Raw genomic sequence first — 26,029 nt, 5'->3', positions numbered from 1 at the left:
TTCAAATAACAACAGTAGTAATCATAATTTATGACTGTATTTAAATTATTTATAATGACTTGCTCCTATTAAAAAAGCCCCTTAAAAGGGGCTTTTTTCGCTATTTTAATCTCTGTATAGTCGCCTTCTATAAACAAAAGGTAACAAAGCAATGAGAAATACAAAAACGCCACCGCTACTAGATTCAGCTTTATCACTATTGCTAGTAGTAGGTACATTTTTAACAGTAACATCTATCGATTGTTCTGTAGTTCCTTCCCCATCCGAAACTGCTACTTTGAATTTGAGCAATGAATCCTCTGAAACAGCTGGAGATTTGAATTTTAACGTTGCCGAATTCGATTGAAGAATATCAGCTTGAAGACCTTGCGTTTGCGTCCAATTGTAAGTTAACGACTGTGATTCCTTATCTGTCGCAGAAACGGTAATTACACCGTCTGCATTCTCATTAACTGTATAACTACTAGCAAGTTCAAGAGTTGGCAATTGGTTTACATGCACGAATAGAACAGATTGTTCATGAACAAATTCCTCATAACCATCGTTAATGGTTAAAGAAATTGTCCCTTGCTTTGACTCTATTAGCTCTGACACTTTTAAGATTGCTATACTTTCATTTTGGTTTTCGATAGTAACTTCAGGTATTGAAATAGACCAGTGATACGTTAGCTCATCTGCGTCGCTATCTGACGTGCCTGACGCATCTAAAACGAAAGTATGCAGCTCTTCTATCGTTTCAGGAATAATAAGAGACAATGTCGGTGCGCTATTAAGACTTTCTTGGGCAAGTTTTGCGACAACCTCAACAAAACCATTTTTCTCGCCGTCTAAGTCAAACTCACTACCATCTTCAATCCTAATCACTGAACAATTGCTGCACTCAGCACTAAACTCGCTGTTTTCAATTATCTCTACCGATTTCCAACCATTTAACGTTAGTACGCGTGCTTGTAGCTCATCGCTTAATAAAGCGTTTTCGAGCATTGGTAAAGCAAGGTCTACTGATTCTGTACGCTGAGCGAGCTCAACATTGATGTTTATCATGTCACTCTTCAATTGGAAATGAGGATCTTCAACCCTCATCTCGGTGAAGGCATCAAGCAGTTGGCCCTCAGAGACATTCATATTTTCTATGAAGTGCTCACTGTGAGTGCGAATAACGTCACCTGCTCTGATGATATGGAAAACATTGTTCGTATATACATAAGAGTCAGATGCGAGTACCCCTTTCGAGGTGTTTGCTGAATTATCTAAGAAATCAACAATCCCATCACCATCACTGTCGCCTATCCACTCTATGCTATCAGGGATATTATCACCATCGGTGTCGACGCTTTCATCATCAAAGGTAACATGATTAATCAATGGCACAGTCTCAGTTTTCGTCAGAACCGACTCTCCATTTTGTAAAATGTCATACTGTAAGGTAATGTCTCCTTGCCAAGCATCTTCAATACCAAAATAGCCACTCCAAATTGATGTGTCATACATATACACGTCAACTTCATTGATGACTTGTTCAGCAGATAATAATGTTACTTTTAGCTCTAAACTTTCATAATTTGAAAAGCCATATACTTGTATATAAAGTTCGGCGCTATTCCCTTTGACCAAACTTGCCATTTTCTTACCATTTTGTTTATAAGTGGCACTGATAGTACGTGGAGCATCTTCATCTAAATGAATTATTTCAGATTTACTAAACTCACCTGTATAACCGCCGTCATATACTTCAAGTTCAATTGAATCAACTGACGAGTCAAGCGTATTTCCTAATACTACATTCTTGATCCCTTCGATACTGTAGTCACTAAAATAGTGGCTATAATTGCCAGCAGTTAAATTCAAGCCCAAGTAGCCATTTAACGGTTTACCTCTTACATTAAGCGCAACGACGGGCAGAGCATTTCGATAAGCATAGGTATAAGGCTGAATATCAATACGAGGATTTATATGTAGGTTTATTGTGCCTGAGGCTGTATTACCTGCATTATCGCTTGCCGTAATATCTAAAGAGTAACGCCCTGATTCAAATTCTATATCTAGCCCTGATCCGACAGTTATTTCTTTAATGCCTGATACCCTATCAAAAACAATAAACTGCTCTAGCAAGGTTTCAAACAATTGCTCTTCAGTAAATTCGCCGTTCATAGCGACGACATCGTTTCGGATGGTTGGAGCCGTCGTATCAGTAACAAAGAATGTTTGCACAGCTCTTGCGCTATTCCCTGCAATATCTTCAGCGACCCAAGTTACTTGATTCTCGCCATAAACTAGCGTTCTAGATAAAGGGTATACCTCAACTGCTGCTCTATTGTTATCAGTAACCTCAGGATAAAGACTTCTAGGAATAGATGTGTTTTCATAGACACCTTCAATTGTCACAGCTGTCAAATCAGAGAAAACAGGTGGTAAATTTTCTCCTAAATTTGGATCATCTGGATGACTATCCTCACTATCAACCACACCATCTGAATCAGTATCTTCAGCTGTTGGGTTTGACCCTATTTCAAATTCAGTTATGTTAGCCAAACCATCTCTGTCTAAATCTTGACTTGCATCGAATGAGTCGAGGACATTTAAGCCAAATTGATACTCCCAGAAATCTGGAATGCCGTCATTGTCGCTGTCTAAACGAGTGTCAACCTCTGAAACCCACATAACTCTATCAATAAAGAATGGGTCATAGCGGTAAAAATCAGCATCAACTAGATTAAATTTAATGACGTTGAAGCCATCAGTGACAGGTATTAGTAAACGAGACTCATTATATTGAACGTGAATGTTTTCGTTGTTTAGTTGAACATTAAAGCGGTCATATTTGTTAACTCTATAGTCAATTGTGATAAAACCCTGCTCAAACAAGCCAGCAATAGCAAAACCTGCATTTACTTCTGTATAATTTTCGCCATCAAACTTAGGATTGAAAGAAAGGCTATTCACTCCGTTAGAAGACCAAGTATCACTTGAAATCCAGTCAACATTATTTGCTGCTAACACCGTAAAGCGGTTAGGTAATCCTGCACTTTCAAAGCTTTCGAAAAGGTTATTAATTGCTGAAGGCGTTGAAGCGTATTCTGAAGGCGAGCTTTGTGCATAATACTCTTGTACGTCTGTATAACCATCTTCATCCAAATCAGCACCAGTAACATTTGCATTAATCGGTGAGGTCATAAGTACATTTACTTCGTAACCGTCAGGAAGTTCATCTCCATCACTATCCGAAAGCCTAGGATCTGTTCCAATACCATACTCTTGCAGAGCTGTTAATGCGTCATTATCGTAGTCAGAAGATGCATCATTAGCATCAGTTAAATTAAGCCCATTTTCAACTTCCCAAAAATCTGGCAGCCCATCACTATCTGTATCAGCATCGCTCGTTTTAGAAATAAACTTAAAATTATCTAGCCAAACAGCATCCTCTCCTGTAGATATTGAACCATCTTTTGAATATGAAAACTCAATAACGTTAATACCTTCAGGGATTTTAACAGTTACCGACCCTTCCTTTGTTCCAGCGATCCACTCAATATCACTATTTGAACCATTAATTCTCAGCGCAAAAGAATCGCAACATTCTTCAGATTCTATTTTATAGTCAAATACAAGGTATGCTTCTACGAAGACACCTGTAGCACTGAATGAGCTCATCTGACTATCTGAGATTTTACCAGAGCGAATGCTATGCGAACCATCGGTAGCAAAACTATTATCAATGTACCAATCTGCGTTGTTCTCTGATGAATGGTTAAACCATTGAGGTAGTCTAGAATCTTCAAATGAACTAGTTAGATTCAATTGCTCTGGAAATGACTCTGCATCCTGCGGATCAGTTTGTAACTGAAACTCGGTAAAGTTGCTAAATCCATCATTATCACTATCAAGCATTGCATCAGTAGAGTCTGTTAAATTTAGACCATACTCATATTCCCAGCCGTCTGGAATTTGGTCTCCATCTGTATCAAGGTTATTGGGGTCTCCCTGATTTAAAAACTCATTTAGATTACTCAAACCGTCATTATCATTATCTAGTAATGCATCATCTGGATTTGAAGGATCTAAGCCGTGCACAACTTCCCAAGAGTCAGGTATTGAGTCACCATCATTATCAGCAAACTCATTACTGATATAAATGTTATCAATGAAGACAGTATCTAAACCTGATGATACAGAACCATCTTTAATATATGCGAATTTAAGTGTATTTAAGCCTACAGGAATGACCTGCTCGAAAGAGCGCCAATCGGTAATACCAGAATCAATAACAATTAATTGCTCGTTTAGGTATACATAAAAATGGTCAAAACCTGCTTCTGTAGAAAGTTTATAAATGAAAGTTAAATACTTAGTCTGGTCTGTTACAAAGCTGTATTCAAAACTAGTTGCTTGACTATCGTCAATATCATTATTAGCCAAAGAGAAGCTATAGCTTTCATCTATTTGTGACGTTACCCATGGCGTAGAAGGATCTGTAAAATTAAAACTTTCAGGAACAAGATTATCGTTAAAGTTAAAAGAGATTGTTGCAGGAATTGAAGGCGTAGAATCAGCATCCGTTGGGTCTGAACCTAATAAAAATTCAATTAGGTTAGTGAAGCTATCTTGATCTAAGTCACTTTGTGCATCTGCACTGTCTAGTGGATCTAACGTAAAATTGACTTCCCAACCATCTGTCATTTTGTCGTTATCAGAATCTGGATTAGTTAAGCTCGTTTGATATTCATGATGTTCTTGATAGTCCGTTAGGCCATCGTCATCTGTATCAGAATTATTAGGCAACGAATTTAATCTGTATTCTTCTAGGTTGCTCAATCCATCTTCATCAAGATCACCTGCTGCATCTGTAGGGTCTGATGAGTCGAGTGAATATAACAGCTCCCAGTTGTCATCCATTTCATCGTTATCATTATCAATAAATTGGATGTTATTACATACAACGCCTACCGTATTGAATACATCAACAACATCATTTGCTGCATAACCTAAATCTATGGCGCTGTTTATTGCCCCACATGCTCCATCAATAAAGTCAGTTGAATTAACCCAATAATTTTGGTTTGCGTAAAGCATAATTTGAAAAGCTTTTCGCGGATCCCACTCAGGCTTATTTGCAAGTAAATAAAATGCTCTGTTAAATACACCACTACTGTAATGGACATCAATGCCAGAATAAAACTCTGATGCATGGTCTATTGAAATACCATCATTTGACGGTGTTTCAAAATAACGCAATGCAGTTCTATTTTTTGTGATGTCGGCACCCGACAACCAATCTGTAGTGCCTCTGACAAAGTATTCAGCAGTTTCACCAGCCATGTCTGAAAAAGATTCATTTATCCCGCCTGATTGGTCAAAATAAAATAAATTAGAATTTTGTTCTGTTACACCATGACTTACCTCGTGCGATACAATATCCAAAGATACTAGTGGGTAAAAGCTATCAGCACCATCACCAAAACTCATCGCAGAGCCATTCCAGGTGGCGTTTTCCCATCCATCTCCTTGGTGAACACGCAGTAATAATTTAAAGGTCAGGGGCGCCGTGTTGTACCATTGCTCATACATATCAAACACTGAGGTACCAAATGCATGCGCATCGTTTAAAGGCGAATAGGCACCATTGACCTCTTTGTGAGTATTTCGATCACACGGGAATGAAAACGCAGATGATGGCTCACTGCCTGACTCCATCGAAACAGTTTTCACTTTATCATTCTCTAAAAAGCACGTTTCTCCTACTTGAGAAACTGCAAAGGCAGGATAATCTTCGCCATATTCATAACGGCCAACTTTCTCATTCCCCCCAGGACCCATCGCCTGTGTGTGCTTAATATTATTCCACGCTTTATACACTTCATAAGTATTTTCACTGATGATAGCTGAAGGCTTTGACTCATGTTCGGCATTTAAAATTTCAAGTTCAATTAAATATGCGTAATGAGCTTTATCATCCTTAACATAAATATAACGTTCTGATTTTATAAGCTTATATGGCAAGTCTAATGACAATTTAGCAGCTTCAAGTACTGCGTTAACTGCAGTATCTAAATCAAATTGATTGTTCGCTCTTAATTGTAATTGCGCATCATTGATGCCGGTCGCAAAAAAGCCACTCATGTGCTGTGACTTCTCTTGAACACGAATTTGCTGACCCCAAATAGGAATACCAGAGTAATACTGCTGCAGAATTTTATTTGATGAGCTTTTTCTTAACACACTATTAGAGTGTTGGTGAGTAGAAGTAATTTCTTCAAAATAAGAGCCTTTTATTTGGCTTTTTTGAAGAGTCTGATTCATTAACAACAGGTTTTGAAGTTGAGGCTTGTTAGATGGACTTACCCTTTCGACTGTTGCAGCTTGAAGAGAGTATGCACTGAACATACTAAAAACTGCAGCACCTGCAATTAATCCCTTATGCATAATAGTTCCTTAAATACATTTTTTACTTATTATCGGGACCAAAATACCAAAAATAAACACAATCTGCACCAATTTGTTAAGCTCACATTAATGAATTAGCTAAAATTTCGAATCCATATATCAAAACTCAAACTGGTAAAATACTCAATCTCAGTCAATACTTTATCATTAAAGGTTAGTAATTTTAGGCTGTCGCTATTTCAATGTCGCTGAGAATTAAATTCATCTTTTTGCTATCTACCATTTTTTTAGTGGTGGTAGCCAATACCTTCATTATCTATGTATTAGATAAACAAGGTCAGGCTAAGCTTGAGGCAGTGATCCATACTCATGATGTGCTCGATGAATCAGAAAAGCTCTACAATCAAATAACGAACGCAGAAACCGGGCAACGTGGTTATTTATTAACGCAGGATCTGAACTATTTAGAACCCTACTACGCGGCACTTGAACAAGTTAAACAACATTTTTTAGCCATCAATAGACTAACGCTAAGTAACCCCGAACAACAAAATACACTTGCAGTAATAGATGAGCTAGTCGACAAAAAGTTAGCGGAGTTAGCGTTAACTGTCACACTTGTAATGCAAAACACGCCATATGCAATCGAAGAAGCAAAAGCGATTGTTTTGACGAATGAGGGGAAACAGTATATGGACCAAATCCGCAAGCATATTTTACTGTTTCAAAATATTGAACGTGCCAAGCTAGAACAGCAAAATGCTGACTACCAAAGAAACAGACTATTCATAACTCGGTTTGTTACTTTGCAAATACCACTAATAGTGACCTTGTTAGTTTTTTGTGCTTTTTATATTAATTCAAGGCTTTTTAAACCTCTTAAGTTGTTAATTCAAAACACTGAACAACTAGAAAAAGGCGAAAGACCTAAAATGTTGACGATTAATTACAACGATGAAATTGGCTTTGTGTTAAAACGTTTTGCACGCATGAGTGACATTGTTTATAAACGAACGAGCAAGTTAAATTTTCAAGCTAGTCATGATCATCTTACAGGTGTTTTAAATAGAACAGAGCTAAAGCCTGCATTAAAGCAAGCCATTTCTACTTGCTCTAAAGACAGTAAGCTGGCCGTTATATTTATAGATATCAATAAATTCAAAAAACTGAATGATGAGTATGGTCATTTAATTGGTGACCAAATTCTCATTGAAACCGCAAAACGAATTACGTCATCTGTTAGAGCTGATGATGATGTATATCGTTATGGAGGAGATGAATTTGTCATAATTACACATAATATTGCCAAATACAGATACGTTAATGCGATGATCACTCATTTATTAGCACGTTTTGACAATCCTTTTGTACTCGAACAGCTGACATTAAATATTTCATTAAGTATTGGAGTAGCCCTCGCTCCTGATCACAGCCTAAATCATCAACATCTACTTAAACTCGCTGACCAAGCAATGTATCACGCTAAGCATGAGTCAAAGAATAGTTATCACATACACAACAATCGCGGCTAGAAGACTAATCTAAATTACTGCTTTATACGTATAAATTTGCAAAAAGCCCCATCAGTATGTATAAAAAATACACACAGATTTTAATTAAGGTAGCACTATGCATATTTTATTAACAGGTGGAACAGGCCTCATTGGTAGACATTTGTGCCCTTTCTTACTTAATCACCACAAGGTTACTGTGCTAACACGCAATCCGATACAAGCTGCTGTGATACTAACTCATCAGGTACACACAGTTAAGTCGTTAGATGAAGTCAATTTTGAAGAGATTGATGCTGTCATTAATCTTGCAGGAGAGCCAATCGTCAATAAACGTTGGAGTGAATCGCAAAAGCGCACTTTACTTAATAGCCGGATTAATCTTACCCAACAAATCTCAAAAGCGATTAGCCGCAGTGAGTCCCCTCCTCACACATTCATTTCTGGCAGTGCCATTGGTTTTTATGGCCGTCAAGAAAACCAGCCAATCGATGAAAGCTTTAATGATATATACCCTGAATTTAGCCATGTCCTTTGTCGTGATTGGGAGCATGCCGCAACGAAAGCGCACGGTGATCAAACTCGCGTTTGCTTGCTGCGTACAGGCATCGTTTTAGCAAAACAAGGGGGAGCTTTAGGTAAAATGTTGCCAGCTTTCAAGTTTGGTTTTGGTGGCCCTTTAGGTCATGGTCGTCAAGGGATGTCGTGGATCCATATTGACGACATGATCCAACTCATTCTTTTTGTGCTTTCACATCAAGAAATTCAAGGACCAATTAATGCCACCGCGCCAAACCCCGTTGATAATAATGAATTTAGTCAAACACTTGCGAATGTAATTTCGCGTCCTGCCATGTTGCGTATGCCTAGTTGGGTTCTCAAATTGATGATGGGAGAGATGTCAGATCTTCTACTTCATGGTCAATTTGTGCTTCCCAATAAATTACTTAATCACAATTTCCGCTTCCATTACCCAACATTGAAGCCCGCATTAGAAAGTCTGAAATTATAGTTACAATGTACTGGTTGATAAGATTCAACTAATACATAATAATTAACTTGATTTTAGTCGAGTGATTATCCAGGGAAAATCATGATGCATTTACCCACCATAATCAGCATTTCAATTTTATTGAATGTGATTATTGGGGCGTTTCTACTGTCTTTATATTTCTTGAGACAACAAGCAAGCTATTTATATTTGGGTAGTTCGTGTTTACTTTTCGTATTTGCGCAGATCACCGCATCTCTGCGTGTTTTTATCGACTTCCCCTTAATTACCCATTACTTGGCTGATTTACTCATTATTTCAGCGCCTTTAGCTGCAATTTTAGGGATCCATGCGTTCAGTCAGTCAGATAAAAAATATCATAAAGCCTGTGCATTTGTAGTGACTCTATCCATGCTGATATTGCTGCCAGTGCATGACTCCCCGTTAAACCAAATAATCACCACGGCCATTATCGCCATATGCTTTAGCTACGCTGCTTTTGCCCTCAGAAAACTACAGGTTGAGCGCATCATGCATCTTGCTTTGCTAAAACTATGCTTTGTAATTCATGCGTTAATTATGCTTTTACAGTTTTCGCTTTTAGTTTCGGATTATCAAGACATTATTGATACTGATTTAACTCACATTCTCGCGGTCATTCTGATAAGCCATATTATAATTACCACTCTAACCGCCATGATCTGGCCATTAATGATGTTTTTAGAATCAGAGCAAGTACTAAACGATCTAGCAAATCGAGATCCACTTACTGGATTATTAAACCGTAGATCATTTATAACAATTAGTAACAGCTACTTAGAACAAGCTAATCATAACCTGACTGAACTCTGCGCTTTGATGATTGATATCGATTTCTTTAAAAAAGTAAATGACCAATATGGACACGAAACAGGAGATGAAGCACTCAAATGGGTTGCAAAAAAGATTAAAAGCCAACTACGTGAACACGATTTGGTGGCCAGAATCGGTGGTGAAGAATTTGCAGTCATACTACCTAGCACCACTCAAACTCAAGGCGAAAGCCTATCTGAACGAATTCGTTTAGCGATACACAACGATCGTTTCTTTTATCAAAACCAAGCTCTAAAGCTTACGATCAGTGTCGGTATTATTACACATAAATCGGGCACCAATAATGTCAATGAGTTGCTCGCAGAAGCCGATAAAGGTTTGTACAAAGCCAAGTCAAATGGCCGAAATCAAGTTGTAACTATGGCATTTTAAATGCGGTAGTTAGAATCTTTAATTTAAGCTTTCATTGAGTAGGTTTAGCTCATTAGTGACCCACTGTTTATTTAAACATTGTTCTAAATTCAATTGAGCAAATTTTAAAAAGCTACGCGCCGCATGAGATAAATGGCGATCGGTGCGTACCACGAAATACCAATGACTAGCTAAATTGACATCTTTTACATCTAACATACAAAAACTTGTATCATGGGGTGGCAATACATGGCGAGAAACAACACCTAGCCCCATTCCTGAACCAACCGCAACCCGAATAGCTTCGTTACTTGCCATTTGTACTGTGTTGCTTAATACAAAGCCTCTGCTTTGCAGTTCACTTTCAAACAGCATTCGTGTGGCAGAACCAGGCTCTCGAAGCAAAAAACGTTCAGATACTAAGTCTTGTAATGTGACCTGAGTCTGACTCGCGAGCGCATGGTTGGTTGGTGCAATAAACACTAATGGGTTTTGTAAAAACCGTCCTGCTTTTGCATGTTCTAATGAAGGTGGATGACTAAAGACATAAATATCGTCTTCGCCTCTTTCAAAACGGGCTAGCACTTCAGCCCGGTTACCTATTTCAAGGGGTAACTCAACATGAGGGTGTAAATTACTATACGGACCAAGTAACTTAGGCAAGATATATTGCGCGGTGTTAACCATGGCTATTTTACAGCGCCCTCTCTCACCACCTCTAAGCTCAGCAAGATAATCTTGATAGTCATCAAAGTGACCAAACACCTGCTGACATGTTTGAAACAATGCAAAACCCGCTTCAGTAACATGAATTCGCTGCTGATTAACCATCACTAATGGCTCATTGACTGTTTCTTGCAGGCGCTTAATTTGCTGCGATACCGTTGGTTGCGTTAAATGTAATTGCCTTGCTGTTTCACTAATTGAGCGTGTTTTTACAACGCACATGAATACCTCGAGTAAACGAAAAGAAATATGCCTTAAATCCATAAAATCAAACCCATAGATAAAAACCTATAGGATATTATCATTTATTTTATTATTTACTATGTGATTTTTTATCTAGAATAGCGGCGCTTTTTAATCAAGAGGAGAACAAAGTGCCTGATATTGTTGTAATGTTTTTTGTTTTAGGACTCACTGCCGGATTACTTCGCTCTGACCTAAAAATTCCGCAAGCGACCTATGAAACTCTTAGCCTATTGTTAATGCTCACCATTGGCTTAAAAGGAGGTATGGTGCTGCATGGCAATTTGCATTGGCAACTTCTACCAGAAATGGGCGCTGTATTACTACTTGGTGGCTTAATACCATTGATGCTGTTTCCTATTTTAAACAAACTGCTAAACCTCTCTGTTGCTAATAGCGCAAGTATTGCTGCCCATTACGGCTCAGTAAGCGCAGGTACATTTGCAGTTGCTTTAGCCTATGCTGAATCGAATTCACTTAATGTAGGTGCTGAAGTCACTCTGTATTTAGTAATGCTTGAGTTACCTGCGATTATTGTTGGATTGTTACTCTATCGCCGCCTTGGTAATGGTTCTGGACAAAACCTTTCTCTAAAAGCACTTTGGCATGAAACACTTACTAACAAAAGTGTCATTCTGCTAGTTGGTGGTGTAATTATTGGCATGATGTACGGGACGCAACAAGGGAGCCAAGTAACGAGTCTCTTAACGAACAGCTTTAAAGTTGTGCTGGCACTATTCCTACTTGAAATGGGTTTAATGGCTGCACAAACTCTGCGCCCTATTCCATGGCATCAATGGCGATTAGCATTATTTGCTCTTATAACACCAAATTTATTAGGTGCAATCGGGGTCTGCGTTGGTACTGCATTACAACTAGAGTTAGGCTCTGTGGTAATACTAGCAAGCCTAGTTGCAAGTGCCTCTTACATAGCAGCCCCTGCCGCGATTAAAGCAGCCATACCCGATGCAGACATTGGTTTAGCTATGTTATGTTCTTTGGGCATTACCTTTCCTTTCAATGTATTAGTAGGAATTGGCTTATATCATCAAATAGCATTATTTATGGGCTAAAAAACGGTCACACCTTAACTTTATTAATGAGATCTTCTGAAAAGTCGTTTAATATAAACAAAAAAGCAGCGCAAGGACATGCTATGTTTAATCAAACGCTCAGCACCGAGCAACAGCATGTGAGTGATATTTTTAAGCGCATATGTACGCTTTGTAAGGTGCAAAACTATGCTGAATTAGAAAGGCACTTATCGTTAACATCAGGTTTTTGCGAGCAAAGTATTGAAATTGCTGCAGTGCCTTATGAACTAATTGATAACGTGGCTAAAGCTTCTGAAGTTAGCTTTGATTCACTACTTAATGGTAGCGAACAAACCACAGTGACACTTGATGGGGCGTTACTACAAGCAGTAAGTAACGGTATTATTAAGAGTATAAAAAAGCTTTCTATGGCAGGGCTAATTAAAGGTGATAATCACACTCATGAAGCCCTTAGTCAGCTTGCAGATATTCAGCTAAAACAAATAAAAAATGAGCTCAAAATACAAAGCCAGGTTAAATAACCTGGCTTTTTACTAATTCTTACCTTTGTACATTTTATCGTAGATATCGGATATATTATTTTGTTTATCGTAGTAGCGCTGCAGCTCCCCAAGCGATAACTCTTTTATTTCATTACTATCAAGCCCAACAGGCTCTGCTAACTTAAAGTCTGCAGCTTGCGGTGAATTACCCATTAAGGTGGCAATTTCACTCTTTAACTGTTCAGCTTTATTAAATAGTTTAATTGCTTTGCTGATATCTGTTTCATGCTCAGCTTGTAACGTGCACCAAACCACCTCAACAGACTTAGACCTGATTTGATCTTCAAAGATATTTTTGCGCGCAATCAACCATGTACTTGCAACAAGCAAGATGGCTAAAACGACAATGGCTATGTAAATTAGTTCAAGCATTACGATCCCTCGGTAAACTAAATGTTACTATACACCCAAACTTGGTTCGCAATACATCAGGAAAAAGCATTATAAATGAAGTTATAGGACTGAAAAACATCATAAATTCATGTTAACTTTTTGTTCCAAACGGCCAGCTTGGACTAAGTAATAGTTTTAATTTGGTTTTCAAAAGACCCGGAAACAACATTACAACAGCAAGGACAATACTAATGTAGAGCACAATAAAACTATACATGTAGTGTATGTAGGCGTGTTCTTCTTGAATGTTTAAGACAACAAACTTAACCCAGACAATTAAATGTGCGATTGTCACTACGATCGTGAGCTTGAATACACTTAAAAACAGCTCTCCATACTTATAGCTGAATCGCTGATGTAATTTGTATAGGATATATAAACTTAAGAGGTTTATCCCAGCCACACTCAGATAAACATTTTGAGCAATTCCACTTTCACCGGTTTCTTGAACGTATATAAGTACTTTTTCCATAAGTAGAGATGTAAGCTGATATTTAAACACAACCACGGCTATTGATAAGAAATCACTGAAAAGCTCTCTATTTCGTAGGGCTCTATAAAATGATAGGACTAAAGCAACTGCATAACTTATTGCAATGATTACCTGCACTGAAAACACTTTATGAACAGCTGTTGCTACAAGCAACTCATTGTATAATTCGACTAAATATTGCATGAATCATCCTACTAAAGATGTTCATAATCATAATCTTATAGCATAAAAAAAACCAGCTCTTGGCTGGTTTTCTTTACTTTATATTAATTTTCTTTTTTCTTTGGGTTAAGAATGATTATCCCACCAGTTCCCTGCAATTCTTGATTTTTCTTTTTCGGGTTTAGAATAATGATTCCACCAGTACCTTGAAGTTTTGTTGTATCAAAGCTAGGAGCTGGTGCTGCGTCGAATGCTAAAGTAGATAGTAATAAAGCTGATAAAGTCATTTTTTTGTTCCTTCATTGTTAAAGATAGCTTTCGTTAGCAAATACCGAGCCACTACAATAAAAATTTAGGTAAAAACTAACGACTAGACCCTATATAAGCATAAAACCTAGCCGTTAGGCTATTTTTTATACCGCACAGGTATATAAAACGACCACTAAACAGCATCAACACCTTTAACTCTATAAACTAACAAGTCTCTATGCCATAATTCTGTCAATTCAAAAATAAGTCAAAGCGGCCCTACGCTTAGCAAGGTTTAATGCATGGCATATCCAGAACAACAGCAACCAACAATTTATTGGCACGACTACGAAACATTTGGCGCAAGCCCGCAAAAGGACCGCCCAAGTCAATTTGCAGGTATTCGTACCGATCTCGATTTGAATATTATTGGTGAGCCGTTAATTGAATATTGCAAGCCTGCAGCCGATTACTTGCCGCACCCTGAGGCGTGTTTAATAACGGGTATTACCCCGCAAGTTGCAATGCAAAAAGGCTTAGTTGAAGCTGAGTTTATGGCAAAGATCCATGCTGAATTTAGCCAACCTAACACCTGTGTTGCGGGCTATAACAGTATCCGTTTTGATGATGAAGTCACACGTTACAGCTTATACCGTAATTTTTATGACCCTTACGAGCGAGAATATAAAAACAATAATAGCCGCTGGGATATTATTGATTTAGTGCGTGCCTGTTATGCACTGCGCCCAGAAGGTATTGAATGGCCGCTCAAAGAAGACGGTACACCGAGCTTTAAGCTCGAGCACTTAACCGTTGCCAATGGCATTGAACACGCTGCTGCTCACGATGCTTTAAGTGATGTAACGGCAACCATAGCGTTGGCAAAATTAATAAAAGAAAAACAACCTAAGTTGTATCAATTTTTCTTTAGCTTACGCGCTAAAAAAGCACTGGCTGATTTAGTTGATGTATTTAATATGACACCACTTGTGCACACCTCGTCACGAATTCCGGCAAGCCAAGGCTGCACCAGCTGGATTGCACCAATGAGCTTTCACCCAGTCAATAAAAACGCCATTATTTGCTTTAATTTAACTGAAGATCCGCAAGTGCTATTAGATTTATCTGTTGAAGAGCTACGCACGCGTCTTTACACAAAACACAGCGACCTTGGCGAAGACGAAGCACCGGTAGGCTTAAAACTCGTGCATTTAAATAAGTGCCCTATTCTCGCACCAGCAAAAACCTTGTTACCTGAGAACGCAGCCCGTTTGGGTATTGACCGCGAAAAATGCTTACAAAATCTCGCTATTTTAAAAGCCAACACTGAGCTTCGCGACAAAGTAACCGAAGTGTTTAACGAGCAGCGTGATTACGGCGAAACCACCAACCCTGACTATCAACTTTATGATGGTTTTACCAGCCATGCAGATAAAGCTAAATTTGCCATTATTCGAGATGCAAGCCCTGAGCAATTAGCCACAATGCAGCTAGATTTTGATGATAAAAAGTTTGCTACCTTGTTATTTAGATATCGCGCTCGAAACTGGCCACATACACTAAGCCAAGATGAATTAGCAAAATGGCGCCAGTATTGCCAAAACAAGCTAATGCACGGTGAAGATAGCCCGTCGATCAGTGGCCAAGATTTCATGATCACTCTTGAAAATCTGGCTCATGAAAATGATGATAACGAGAAAAATCTGCATATATTAAAAGCGTTGTACAATTACGCACAAAGCATGTAATAAAAAACGCGACAATCATTGTCGCGTTTTTTATGGATATTACTTTTTATGTAACGCTTCGATACGCGCTAATAAACTAGATGTGTCATAGCGGCCGCCGCCTAACGCTTGTACATCGGCATAATATTGATCAACTGTTGCCGTCATCGGCAAAGTTGCGCCGTTTGCCTTTGCCTCATCCAAAGCGATGCCTAAATCTTTACGCATCCAATCAACAGCAAAACCAAATTCGTATTCGCCAGCCCACATTGTTTTGTAGCGGTTTTCCATCTGCCATGAACCTGCAGCGCCTTTAGAGATGGTTTCAATTACTTTTTCACCATCAAGGCCAGCTTGTTTTGCAAAGTGTAACCCCTCAGCCAAGCCTTGTACCACACCCGCAATACAAATTTGATTTACCATTTTACACAGTTGACCAGAGCCTACTTCACCTAATAATTGGCTAAAACGGCTAAAAGCAGCCATAACAGGTTGAACAACATTAAAATCAGCTTCGTCGCCACCAACCATCACGGTTAATACACCATTTTCTGCCCCAGCTTGACCGCCAGAAACCGGCGCATCTAAAAATGCGATGCCTTGTAGTTTCGCTTGAGCAGCCACTTCACGTGCCACTTCAGCTGACGTTGTAGTGTGGTCAACTAAATAGCTGCCCTCATGCATGCTTGCCAGCACACCCTGTTCGCCATAAACAACTGAACGTAAATCATCATCATTACCTACGCACATGAAAACGATATCAGCCCCTTTTGCTGCTTCACTTGGTGTTTCAGCGTATTCACCTTGATACTCAGAAACCCACTTTTGCGCTTTAGCCGTTGTGCGGTTGTAAACTGTCACGTTGTGACCTGCGTTGGCAAGGTGACCCGCCATTGGATAACCCATTACACCTAATCCGATGAAGGCGACTTTCATTGACATAAAACTGACCTATTTGAGTGATAAATTAGTAACAATTTCATTATCTCAACCGAATAACTAAAAAGCGAATGAAAAAAAGTTCATTTAAACCGTTTAAAAACACACAGGTAAAACATGGATAGTATATATCGTTTCAATGCCCAGCTTGCATCTGGTGAAAACTTCAGCCTTGAATCGCTACAAGGTAAAACAGCGCTTATCGTCAATATTGCCAGCAAATGTAATTTTTCAGTGCAAATGGCAAGCCTTGAAAAACTCTATCAAGAATATAAACAGCAAGGATTTACCGTACTCGGTTTTGCCTGTAATCAATTTGGCCACAATGAACCTCTAGATGGCAATGAACTTAAAGCCTTTTATCAGCAACACTTTGATGTCAGCTTTCCTATTTTTAACAAGGTGTTAGTCAACGGCCCAGACGCCCACCCGTTATTTAATTATTTAAAGTGTCATACCCGTGGAATTGCACAAAACCGTGCAATTAAATGGAATTTCACCAAATTTCTTATAAACTCAGAAGGTCAACTCGTTGCGCGATATGCCCCGCGCACCAAGCCCGAAACCCTCAAAATGGTGATAGAGAGTAATTTAAATGATGAAACTGGCCTTATTCAGTGCGCAAAAGTATGAGCAACCGTTTTTTGAAAGGAATCTAACTGAATACGCTGAGTCTGTTTCGCTCAGTTATTTTGAGCAATCCTTAAACAGCAATACCACGCCCCTCTGCCAAGGTTTCGATGCAGTGTGCGTGTTTGTAAACGATACGGTCGACAAACACGTCATTGCAGATATGGCGGCTGTTGGCATTAAAGCAATCTTATTGCGTTGTGCGGGCTTCAATAATGTAGACCTTGATGCTGCCAAAGAGCATAACATCAAGGTTTGCCGCGTCCCTGCATATAGCCCAGAAGCAGTAGCAGAGCATTGTATTGCACTCATGCTAACGCTCAACCGAAAAACCCATAAAGCCTTTAACCGAGTACGTGAAGGCAACTTTGATTTAAACGGTTTACTTGGTTTTAATCTGTTTAAAAAAACTATTGGGATTATAGGCTGCGGCAAAATCGGTTTAGCGCTGGTAAATATATTAAATGGCTTTGGAGCTAAGGTACTCGTGTGCGATCCTATGGCTGGTGAAGGCCCTTATACCCTATGCGATTTAGACACATTGCTTACCCAAAGTGATGTCATCTCATTGCACTGCCCGCTCAACGAGCATACTCATCATTTAATTGATGCTAGCGCATTTGAGAAAATGAAAGACGGTGTCATGCTGATTAACACCTCTCGTGGTGCACTTCTTGATAGCCAAGCATGTATTCAGGCGCTTAAGTCTAAAAAGCTTGGACACCTAGGCCTAGATGTGTACGAACAAGAGTCAGAGTTATTCTTCAAGGATCACCGTGAAGAAATCATGCAAGACGATATTTTTTCACGCCTTATTAGTTTTCCAAATGTGTTAGTGACAGGCCACCAAGGCTTCTTCACCCAGGAAGCACTGAGCGAAATAGCCTGCACCACATTACAAAGTGCCAATGAAATAAGCCAAGGCTTAGCATTAACTAACGAAGTTATTTAAGAAATGGCCTTGATACTTCTCATCAGGCGTTAAGCTCATCAATGCTCGTTTAACCTTTCATTATTATCGAGCATTTTTACTGGTAATTGGTGATCAACCAAAAAGTCGTAAAATCGTAAATCTTCAATTAGATCGGAAGATGCTAGCTCGAAATCTTGGTAAGTTAGGTTTTTATAACTAAACCTCACTGTATGTTCGAACCTTTTAGTTTGTGAGTAAAGAATTTCAGTTACTTCGGAAATATCTATTTTAACACCTAATAATAGTAACTTTTCACCGTCTATTGACACCTCAACTGAATTTTTTGGCTCTATCATCCAATAGTCTACAATGATAGAAATGATGCAACATACAACTATAAAGCCGAGCTGCATAAAAAATGGTTTTTCTGCAAATTCAGTTAAATAATAAGCAAACATACCACCAAATAACAATCTGTATAAAAAGCTGTTGAGCAATTTAAAGCTAACCTTCTTCCTTTTTCTTCTAAACACTTGCAAAGCTAACCATCCTTTATTAACTTATTGATTTTATGACATTTTAATAAAATTATGTTTCATTACTTTTGAGATAACTCTTTGAGTGCATCTATGAAGTGTGTATGGTTGTATGAATAACTGCCATCTTCCTCTTCAACAAGCGAAGGGCTATTTAGTAATTCAGTGAGGAGCACTAAGAAATCATCAAGTGACTTTGCAAAAACACACTTATCATCTTCGTCTCGGCCAAAATTGATAATTTGACCTTTCGTTCCTGTCGGGCCTGGATCAAAGTCCACCCCTATAAAATTACCTCCTCCATCTCCAAGTAGAGGTAACCATTTAGTATTCGCATATTCAATTTTTATAGCGCTAGGTGTTAGGGATGAACAACTCTCATTTAACCCTTCTAATCCTTGGTCAATAATCTCTCGCCAAACATTTAACTCATGAATAATTTTTTCTGTACTTAATAATGAAAGGCCAAAAACGAAACCAGCCTTAGTGCGGAATTGACCATTACAATTTGCATATATTGATACAAAAGATTGAGGTAAAGTATTTCCAACCAAATCTGCAATTTTATTTAATGACTCAACATTCGACTCATTATTAATAACATCTATCAGAGCTGGAAACTTTGATTCTATTTTTTCTCTTAAAACAACCCATTCGTTCATAATATATCCTTATTTTAAATGACTTTACTTAAGATGGTCTGATTGAGTAAATGTGAGTATTAGTTTTTTATTTCAACAACGCCACGTTCACAAATACCGCCGTCATTAATAACGGACAGACAAAGCGAATGTACTGGGCAAACCAATAATGAGGGCCGCTCGATACTTGATGCAATTTATTACCACGCTGCCATAACCAACCAACAGTAATGAAATAGAACAGTCCCATTAAAGGTAATTGGTACTGTGTAAGTACCATAATGACTAAACCAAATAACCAGTCAAAGTTTAAGATAATCAGTGATGAGGCAATAAACACGATCAGCGTTACAAATAAGGTCGCTTTTTTGCGCTCAATACTGTGATTCTCAACTAAAAATGCCACTGGAATTTCGGTCGATGAAATAGTTGACGTCACTGAGGCAATCGACATTAATACAAAAAATAATAAGCCAACGAGTAAGCCCACTTGGCCCATCGTGCTAAACAGTTCAGGTAAAATCGCAAAAATTAACTGCCCTTCACCCACCAATTTACCGCCGCTAAATACCTCTACACCGTTATGTTGAGCAACAAAAATAGCCGGAATAATCAATAAACCCGCTAAAAAGGCTACACCAGTATCAAGCAATGCCACAGTGCCAGTTAATTTAGGTAGGTTGGCATCTGGTTTTAAATAAGAGCCGTAAACCATCATACAACCAACACCTAACGACAATGAAAAGAACGCTTGTCCCATTGCCGCAATAATTAAGTTTGCATCAAGAATTTGAGTAAAATCTGGCACTAAATAGGCTGCAAAACCATCCATCGCACCATCTAGGGTCGCGATATAAGCAATTAATGCCACTAATAACACTAGCAATAATGGCATTAAGCGACGTGACCAAGTCTCGATACCTGATTTAACGCCTTTTAAAATAATACTCGCTGTAAGAATAAGCATCAGTGGCGTAAACACAAAATTACGTGCCATAGAGTCACTGTGTAAAAAGTTACTTAACTCAGTAAAACCAAAGAAGCTTGCGACTGGCTCAAGCGCATAAGCGAGCATCCACCCTGCAACTATCGAATAAAAGCTAAGCATCACAACCGCACCAAAGAGGCCAATATAGCCTGCTGCAGCGCCCACTTTAGGCGCTGTGTCTTGCCATGCATTAGATAATGCTTTTACTGGATTCGCTTGCGCTTGGTGGCCTAAATACAGCTCAGTATAAAGAGCTGGAAGCGCTAATAAGAAGATAACAATGAAGTAAACTAGTAAAAATGCACCGCCGCCATGGTTTGCCGCTTGTGTTGGAAAGCCCCAAATATTACCTAAACCTACCGCCGCACCAGAAGCTGCTAAAACGAAACCTAATCGGCTTTGAAAGCCGTCACGAACTTGTGCCATACATCTACAAATCTGTTATTATTTTTCCTCATTAAACCATAATTACAGTCAACTGCGTAAACTATTTGCGTTTGTTCATGCCTATAAAAGTGCATTTGCTGTAAAAATAAACAAAACTAAATTCAAGCCCCGTGTAAGCGTTAAACCATGAGCAGTCACTACTTTTCGAACACTCTTATCATCGAGCAACAACGCCAAACAACGGCCAAGAAAATCATGCTTATGGATGCAACATGTATTGATGTTGCAAGTTTACCCCTTGATAAATTACTCAGTGAGTTTGAATTAAGCGTACTTGAAAAACGCAAAGTGCCTAGTGCCAAGCAAGAGTACTTAGCAACTCGCCTAACGTTAAAGTATTTGTATCAACATGCTTACCCTCATGACGATTTAGCGCTCAGTGAAATATCAAGCCAGTTTGATGACAAAGACAGCAAGCTCAAATTACATACAAAACGAAGAGAACCTGTGTGGGCTTGTTTATCACATTCAAATGGCTTGATTGGCGCAGCCCTTAACCCCGAACAGCAGCTATTTGGTTTTGATATTGAACAAAGCAGTAAACCTCGCCCTTTTATCAAACTCGCAAAGCATTTTTATCATCAAGATGAAGTTGACTTAATTAGCCGTTTTGACGCTCCCGATGAACAGGCACAGTGCTTTTTTAGAATTTGGACATTAAAAGAAGCGCTTGCAAAAGCAAGTGCTCAGCCGATTGCAAAACTACTTGCTCCTAATGTATTCGAAGAATTGAGCAAACATAATTTCAGCGCGAGCAGTAACTCTATTGAAGGGTTTGATATAAGTGTTGTGGCACAAAAAAGCACTGACTGGCAGTGCTCTTTTATTAATTTTAACGACTTACGCCGCGACTTGGCTTTCTAATAGTCGGCTGTGAATAGCCTGCACGACTTCATCTGACTCACTTTGCTCAACTAAGAAGCACAGATTATGTTTACTTGCACCGTGGCAAATTAAACGAATATTAAAATCACTCAATACCTGCATTAAGTTCATTTCTTGCTGACGTAATTGAATTTCAGAACCAATTAAAGCCACCAGCGTTAAGTTATTCTCAACCGACACATGACAAAACTCAGAAAGCTTATCTAAACAAGCTTGATCAAGCTCAGGGCGTGATGCATTTGGTGCGTTATCTAAAGTGATTGCAACACTGATCTCTGAGGTAGTAACCAAATCAACCGAAATATTAAACTCACTTAAAATGGTGAATACACGAGCTAAGAAACCACTCGCAAGGAGCATTTCTGGGCTTTTAACCGTTAACAGAATTTGATTTTTACGCTGTGTTACGGCACGAATACCTGGTTGCTGAGATTTTTCTTTTTCAATCCATGTACCACCTAACTGTGGTTCACGGCTTGAACCAACAAACACACTAATATGGCTACGGCTTGCAGGTAAAATGGTTGCAGGGTGCAGTACTTTCGCACCAAACGTTGCCATTTCTGCCGCTTCATCAAAGCTTAAGCGTGCAATTGGGCTTGCTTTAGCGCATAAACGCGGATCAGTACTGAAAATACCCACAACATCGGTCCAAATATGCACGCTTTTTGCGTTAATTGCTTCAGCGAGTAATGCAGCACTGTAATCTGAACCACCACGGCCTAAAGTGGTCGTTTGATTATGTTCATTGCTACCAATAAAACCTTGAGTTACCACAACATGGTCATCAAGTAGCGGCACTAAATGCTCTTTAGCAGCCGCAGCGGTTGCTGCAACATTTGGGGTAGCTTTAGCAAATTGGCTATCTGTTTTTAGCACTTTACGTACATCAAAACGCACCGCATCAAGACCTTGACCGCGTAATACTTGAGTAAATAAATACGATGACAAACGCTCGCCAAAGCTCAATAGTTCATCTTGATCTGCTACTGACTTAGCCCCGTCTGATGCTAGCTTTTGAAAAGCCTTAAGCGTTTCATTAAAGCCATGTGCTAAATCAGCGTCCAGTGACAGCTCTGCCAAGATTGCTTCTTGAATGGCGACAACGCCAGTAATGTGCTCATCACGTTCAGCCGCACTCAAATCAGCTTTACACAATGCAACTAAATGGTTTGTCACGCCCGCACTGGCACTCACAGCAACTATACGTACTTGATTATCAGCACAAATGATTTCAGCGCAGCGGCTCATAGCATCAAAGTTAGCTACACTGGTGCCACCAAATTTTGCAACAACGTAATCTGATTTTCTGTTGGCGGCTAATTGGGTATTCATGTCGTCTCCTTTTGTGGAAAACTATCCACAGTAATTCAAGAAGAACTCGGCAAGGGGGTGCTTTGAAAATAAAGAGTAGTCCATGCCAGAAGCTCTCCACCTAGTTTGGTGACAGTTTTGAGGATTCAGCCCCATAAACCGAAAAATAACCGTGACGTCCGGTTAATTTTCTCGGCGAGTACTTCCCTCATTAATGGTCATCGGCGTTCGTCACCTCACATTAATTACCTAAGTATCGCACCTCTTCTGAATGTTAAGTTAACACCTGGTTAAAATAACAAAGCCTGCTGTTAAAAGCAGGCTTTGAAAGTTAACGTTTAGACGTCTAGCTGTCAAGTTGTTTTATGAAATTAAACTGCCCGCTAAGTGCGAACCGTAATAACCAACGGTATAAGCAATTAATAAATAAACCGACATTTTAAGATAGCTCATAAAGGTTAGTGCTTTTACCTTACTCATGGCAATAATACCTGCCGCAGAGCCGATTATAAGCATTGAGCCACCTACCCCAGTTGCGTAAGTAAACGACAACCATTGCTGAGGGCTCATCACAATATCAGCTTTTAAAAGTGCTGCAGTTAGAGGTACGTTATCTACCGCCGCTGATAATAGCCCCATTAAATAGTTGGCGTATTCTGGTGCCATCAATTCATAAAGATGAGTAAATTTAGCAAGCATACCGACTTCTTTTAATGCACCAACGAGTAATAATACCCCGACGAAGAACAATAAGGTGTCGTATTCAATTTCACGAATATAATCGATGATTTTTTTGTTTACGTCTTTTTTGCGCATTAAAAATTGCGCAACCAAAAACATAAGTGATAAACCAAATAAAAAGGTTAACAGCGGCGGCACACTATAAAGCACACTCAAAGTTAACGTGGCAATAATCGTCGAGAAGAAGATAACCGCAATGGTAATATCTGTTTTTTCGATACGACGGGCAGCTTGTTTTTCAAACACAACATTACCCGACATACCCACCGACAACATTGCCGCGAGCAGTGCAACACTTGTCAGTGCAGGGGCAATTAATAATAGTAGATTAGCAATGGTGACTTTTTCGTCTAAGAAAATCATCAAGGTTGTCACATCACCGGTGATCAACGACACCCCACCCGAGTTAACACTAAATACAATTAAGGTCGCATATTTTATTAATTTTTTAGGATCTAACTTAAGTGACATCACCACCGCAAGCGAGATTAAAGTTGCCGTTATGTTGTCTGAAATAGATGAAAATAAAAACGCAAAACCACCAATCAGAAACATCAGCTTTCGTTCACTGATTTGATTTGGCATAATTTTATGAACAATATTCTGGATAAAACCTTTAGAGTTTAAATACGCTACAAAGGTCATCGCAGCCATTAAAAACAGCCACAAAGTCGCGATTTCTAATATGTTGTGATCCAGTTGATGTTGTATGGTTTCTGGGCTTTGCCCATGAATTGGAGAGATAAATAAGATAATCCAGCATAAAGTGCCAAAAAAAAGCGTCGTTTTGGCCTTGTTTACATGGATAATATCCTCTATAACGATAAGCAAAAATGCCACCGCTATCAGGGTTAGGATAAGTGGGGTTACCATGGTGTTTGAACAACCTTTATAATAATGTAAAAATTGTAAGTCGAGTGTTTCGGCGCGGATTCTAGCAGCATAGAAAGCATAAAACTATTCTCAATTACATAATTTACTACTAATCGCCAACACCAAAGTCTGAATTTACTGGAGCCTTATGATCCCAGCTAAAAAGTTATTAAATACCCTTACTGAACATTGGGGGGTGTTAGAACTGCTATTTAAACGTTTTAAGATGGCTGATTTCAGCTTGAAAGACGTACAAAATGCGATAAAACAAAAGCAGCCCTCATGGTCAAACGAACGCATTTATAAAGAAACAAATCGTTTATTGAATCAAGATATTATCATTCCACTGGCAAAATCATCACAGTTAGAAATAAACCGCGCGATCGCCGATTTTGCGACTTTCTTGCTACAAGAAGAGCACTTAGGTCTTGCTCAAGAGATTAGCGTGCTCGTTGATGACTTAGCTCGCCTTGGCAATCGCCTTGCTAAAGCGGGTGAAATTGAAGATTACGACGAGCTTCGCCGCTTTAGCCGCATTATGGATGATCGGGTACGCAAAATAATGAAATTGTTTGCCCACAATGAAAACGCAATTTTAAATATTGTTGAGCAAGCAAAAGCAGACAACGCGGTGCAATCACTGCAAAAACGCTATCAGGCTGTAATTGAAGCGTTCGATGAATACATCGAGCCTATGCTGGAAATGGTTGATATTCGAGGTGACTTCCACGCTTGCTTTAATACCATCGAAGCGCAAATTAGCTCGCAAATAGAGCAAATTGACCGCCTTGGTAAATCATATCAAGACAAGCGCATGCTTGAACAATTACGTACTCGTATTCTAGAAATGCATTTAGTTGGCCGTGAAAGTTTACGTAAAAGCGCCGATATGCTGATGCCGTTACGTGAAGAGTTACGCCGCAACAACTTAATTACTCGCCAAGCGGCTAAAGTGCTTGGTTTAGTGCGTAAAAATGGCGTCGATAACATGTTAAGTGCAGTACAGCCTAACTTTGTTTCAGACGCACAACGTTTTTCACTAGGTCAGCAACGTCATATTGTGGCCTACATGGCAGGCTTAGTTGACTTTGAGCACGATGAATATCAGCTTCCTGAACATGATGATGTGCCCGCCTATCAAAGCCCACATATTCCTGATTACAACGACGTTAAAACACAATTTAGAAAACGCTTTAAAAAAGCCAGCAAAAAAGCTCAGCCGCTGCTTAATTTCTTAGATGAAAGCTATCCAGATCTAGAGGCTGACGAAATGCTGTTCTTATATCAAAAATTAATTAGCGATGGCGACCTTGAAATTAGCCAAAGCCAAGAGAAAGTAAAAATAAAAATTGCCCAGCAACACTTCTCTCTTTACCCATTTAACTCATCGATTGCTGACGATAAAAAAGCAACAGAGCAATAACC

Annotated in this window: 21 protein-coding genes and 1 riboswitch; of the genes, 10 read left to right on the top strand and 11 right to left on the bottom strand. The window is 39.1% G+C overall.

Going from position 1 to position 26,029, the window contains the following annotated elements:
• Positions 1-105: 105 nt before the first annotated feature.
• A complete protein-coding gene (locus tag CWB80_RS04660; RefSeq protein ID WP_138600529.1) occupies positions 106-6,420 on the bottom strand; it encodes a M4 family metallopeptidase in 6,315 nt (2,104 codons plus the stop codon).
• 203 nt (positions 6,421-6,623) lie between these two features.
• Here CWB80_RS04660 and CWB80_RS04655 point away from each other — a divergent pair, with 203 nt between their 5' ends.
• From CWB80_RS04655 to CWB80_RS04645, 3 genes are all read left to right on the top strand, one after another.
• Entirely contained in the window at positions 6,624-7,913 is a 1,290-nt protein-coding gene (locus CWB80_RS04655; protein ID WP_138600527.1) for a diguanylate cyclase domain-containing protein, read from the top strand.
• A gap of 97 nt (positions 7,914-8,010) precedes the next feature.
• Positions 8,011-8,904, top strand: coding sequence for a TIGR01777 family oxidoreductase (locus tag CWB80_RS04650; protein WP_138600525.1), 894 nt, complete (start codon positions 8,011-8,013; stop codon positions 8,902-8,904).
• A gap of 81 nt (positions 8,905-8,985) precedes the next feature.
• The gene (locus tag CWB80_RS04645) at positions 8,986-10,128 is read left to right on the top strand and encodes a GGDEF domain-containing protein (protein ID WP_138600523.1); all 1,143 of its coding nucleotides are present in this window, start codon (positions 8,986-8,988) and stop codon (positions 10,126-10,128) included.
• A gap of 18 nt (positions 10,129-10,146) precedes the next feature.
• Here the strand turns inward: CWB80_RS04645 and CWB80_RS04640 are convergent, their stop codons facing one another.
• Positions 10,147-11,097, bottom strand: a complete 951-nt coding sequence (locus CWB80_RS04640; protein WP_054551477.1) for a LysR family transcriptional regulator — start codon at positions 11,095-11,097, stop codon at positions 10,147-10,149.
• Positions 11,098-11,207: 110 nt separating this feature from the next.
• Between CWB80_RS04640 and CWB80_RS04635 the strand changes: the two genes are divergently transcribed.
• The gene (locus CWB80_RS04635; protein ID WP_054551478.1) at positions 11,208-12,149 is read left to right on the top strand and encodes a sodium-dependent bicarbonate transport family permease; all 942 of its coding nucleotides are present in this window, start codon (positions 11,208-11,210) and stop codon (positions 12,147-12,149) included.
• Positions 12,150-12,232: 83 nt separating this feature from the next.
• Complete coding sequence (locus tag CWB80_RS04630; protein ID WP_138600521.1) at positions 12,233-12,652, top strand: hypothetical protein; 420 nt, start codon at positions 12,233-12,235, stop codon at positions 12,650-12,652.
• A 12-nt stretch (positions 12,653-12,664) separates the two neighbouring features.
• On the opposite strand, the gene CWB80_RS04625 is transcribed toward CWB80_RS04630, so the two are convergent.
• The 3 genes from CWB80_RS04625 to CWB80_RS04615 all read right to left on the bottom strand — a co-directional run bounded on the left by CWB80_RS04625 (position 12,665) and on the right by CWB80_RS04615 (position 14,008).
• On the bottom strand, positions 12,665-13,045 hold the full coding sequence (locus CWB80_RS04625; RefSeq protein WP_138600519.1) for a hypothetical protein: 381 nt from the start codon (positions 13,043-13,045) through the stop codon (positions 12,665-12,667).
• 112 nt (positions 13,046-13,157) lie between these two features.
• Entirely contained in the window at positions 13,158-13,742 is a 585-nt protein-coding gene (locus CWB80_RS04620) for a hypothetical protein (protein ID WP_138600517.1), read from the bottom strand.
• An 83-nt stretch (positions 13,743-13,825) separates the two neighbouring features.
• Positions 13,826-14,008 (bottom strand): hypothetical protein, encoded by a 183-nt coding sequence (locus tag CWB80_RS04615; RefSeq protein WP_062564539.1) that lies wholly within the window; start codon positions 14,006-14,008, stop codon positions 13,826-13,828.
• A gap of 264 nt (positions 14,009-14,272) precedes the next feature.
• On the opposite strand from CWB80_RS04615, the gene sbcB reads away from it, so the two are divergent.
• Complete coding sequence (gene sbcB / locus CWB80_RS04610) at positions 14,273-15,718, top strand: exodeoxyribonuclease I (protein ID WP_054551483.1); 1,446 nt, start codon at positions 14,273-14,275, stop codon at positions 15,716-15,718.
• Between the two features lie 39 nt (positions 15,719-15,757).
• Here sbcB and CWB80_RS04605 read toward each other — a convergent pair whose 3' ends face one another.
• Entirely contained in the window at positions 15,758-16,639 is an 882-nt protein-coding gene (locus CWB80_RS04605; protein WP_054551484.1) for an NAD(P)-dependent oxidoreductase, read from the bottom strand.
• Positions 16,640-16,753: 114 nt separating this feature from the next.
• Here CWB80_RS04605 and CWB80_RS04600 point away from each other — a divergent pair, with 114 nt between their 5' ends.
• Both CWB80_RS04600 and CWB80_RS04595 read left to right on the top strand, forming a co-directional pair.
• A complete protein-coding gene (locus tag CWB80_RS04600; protein WP_054551485.1) occupies positions 16,754-17,269 on the top strand; it encodes a glutathione peroxidase in 516 nt (171 codons plus the stop codon).
• Positions 17,235-18,218, top strand: coding sequence for a 2-hydroxyacid dehydrogenase (locus tag CWB80_RS04595; protein ID WP_138600708.1), 984 nt, complete (start codon positions 17,235-17,237; stop codon positions 18,216-18,218). The genes CWB80_RS04600 and CWB80_RS04595 overlap by 35 nt, the downstream gene beginning before the upstream one ends.
• Positions 18,219-18,256: 38 nt before the next feature.
• Here the strand turns inward: CWB80_RS04595 and CWB80_RS04590 are convergent, their stop codons facing one another.
• From CWB80_RS04590 to CWB80_RS04580, 3 genes are all read right to left on the bottom strand, one after another.
• Complete coding sequence (locus CWB80_RS04590; protein WP_054551487.1) at positions 18,257-18,718, bottom strand: hypothetical protein; 462 nt, start codon at positions 18,716-18,718, stop codon at positions 18,257-18,259.
• A 59-nt stretch (positions 18,719-18,777) separates the two neighbouring features.
• Positions 18,778-19,377, bottom strand: a complete 600-nt coding sequence (locus CWB80_RS04585; RefSeq protein ID WP_138600515.1) for an SMI1/KNR4 family protein — start codon at positions 19,375-19,377, stop codon at positions 18,778-18,780.
• Positions 19,378-19,444: 67 nt separating this feature from the next.
• Positions 19,445-20,770, bottom strand: a complete 1,326-nt coding sequence (locus tag CWB80_RS04580) for a sodium-dependent transporter (protein ID WP_138600513.1) — start codon at positions 20,768-20,770, stop codon at positions 19,445-19,447.
• A 147-nt stretch (positions 20,771-20,917) separates the two neighbouring features.
• On the opposite strand from CWB80_RS04580, the gene CWB80_RS04575 reads away from it, so the two are divergent.
• Complete coding sequence (locus CWB80_RS04575) at positions 20,918-21,655, top strand: 4'-phosphopantetheinyl transferase family protein (protein ID WP_138600511.1); 738 nt, start codon at positions 20,918-20,920, stop codon at positions 21,653-21,655.
• Here CWB80_RS04575 and lysC read toward each other — a convergent pair.
• Together lysC and nhaD are read right to left on the bottom strand one after the other, a co-directional pair.
• A complete protein-coding gene (gene lysC, locus CWB80_RS04570; protein ID WP_138600509.1) occupies positions 21,632-23,011 on the bottom strand; it encodes a lysine-sensitive aspartokinase 3 in 1,380 nt (459 codons plus the stop codon). The genes CWB80_RS04575 and lysC overlap by 24 nt on opposite strands.
• A gap of 81 nt (positions 23,012-23,092) precedes the next feature.
• Positions 23,093-23,265, bottom strand: a riboswitch (Lysine riboswitch).
• An 88-nt stretch (positions 23,266-23,353) separates the two neighbouring features.
• Positions 23,354-24,604, bottom strand: coding sequence for a sodium:proton antiporter NhaD (nhaD, locus tag CWB80_RS04565; protein WP_054551492.1), 1,251 nt, complete (start codon positions 24,602-24,604; stop codon positions 23,354-23,356).
• A gap of 148 nt (positions 24,605-24,752) precedes the next feature.
• Here nhaD and CWB80_RS04560 point away from each other — a divergent pair, with 148 nt between their 5' ends.
• Positions 24,753-26,027 (top strand): MksB family condensin complex protein, encoded by a 1,275-nt coding sequence (locus CWB80_RS04560; protein WP_138600507.1) that lies wholly within the window; start codon positions 24,753-24,755, stop codon positions 26,025-26,027.
• The last annotated feature ends 2 nt before the right edge of the window (positions 26,028-26,029 follow it).

The organism is Pseudoalteromonas sp. S1650 (assembly GCF_005887195.1).
Lineage (GTDB): Bacteria > Pseudomonadota > Gammaproteobacteria > Enterobacterales > Alteromonadaceae > Pseudoalteromonas > Pseudoalteromonas simplex.
This window is presented reverse-complemented; position numbering and strand designations above follow the sequence as displayed.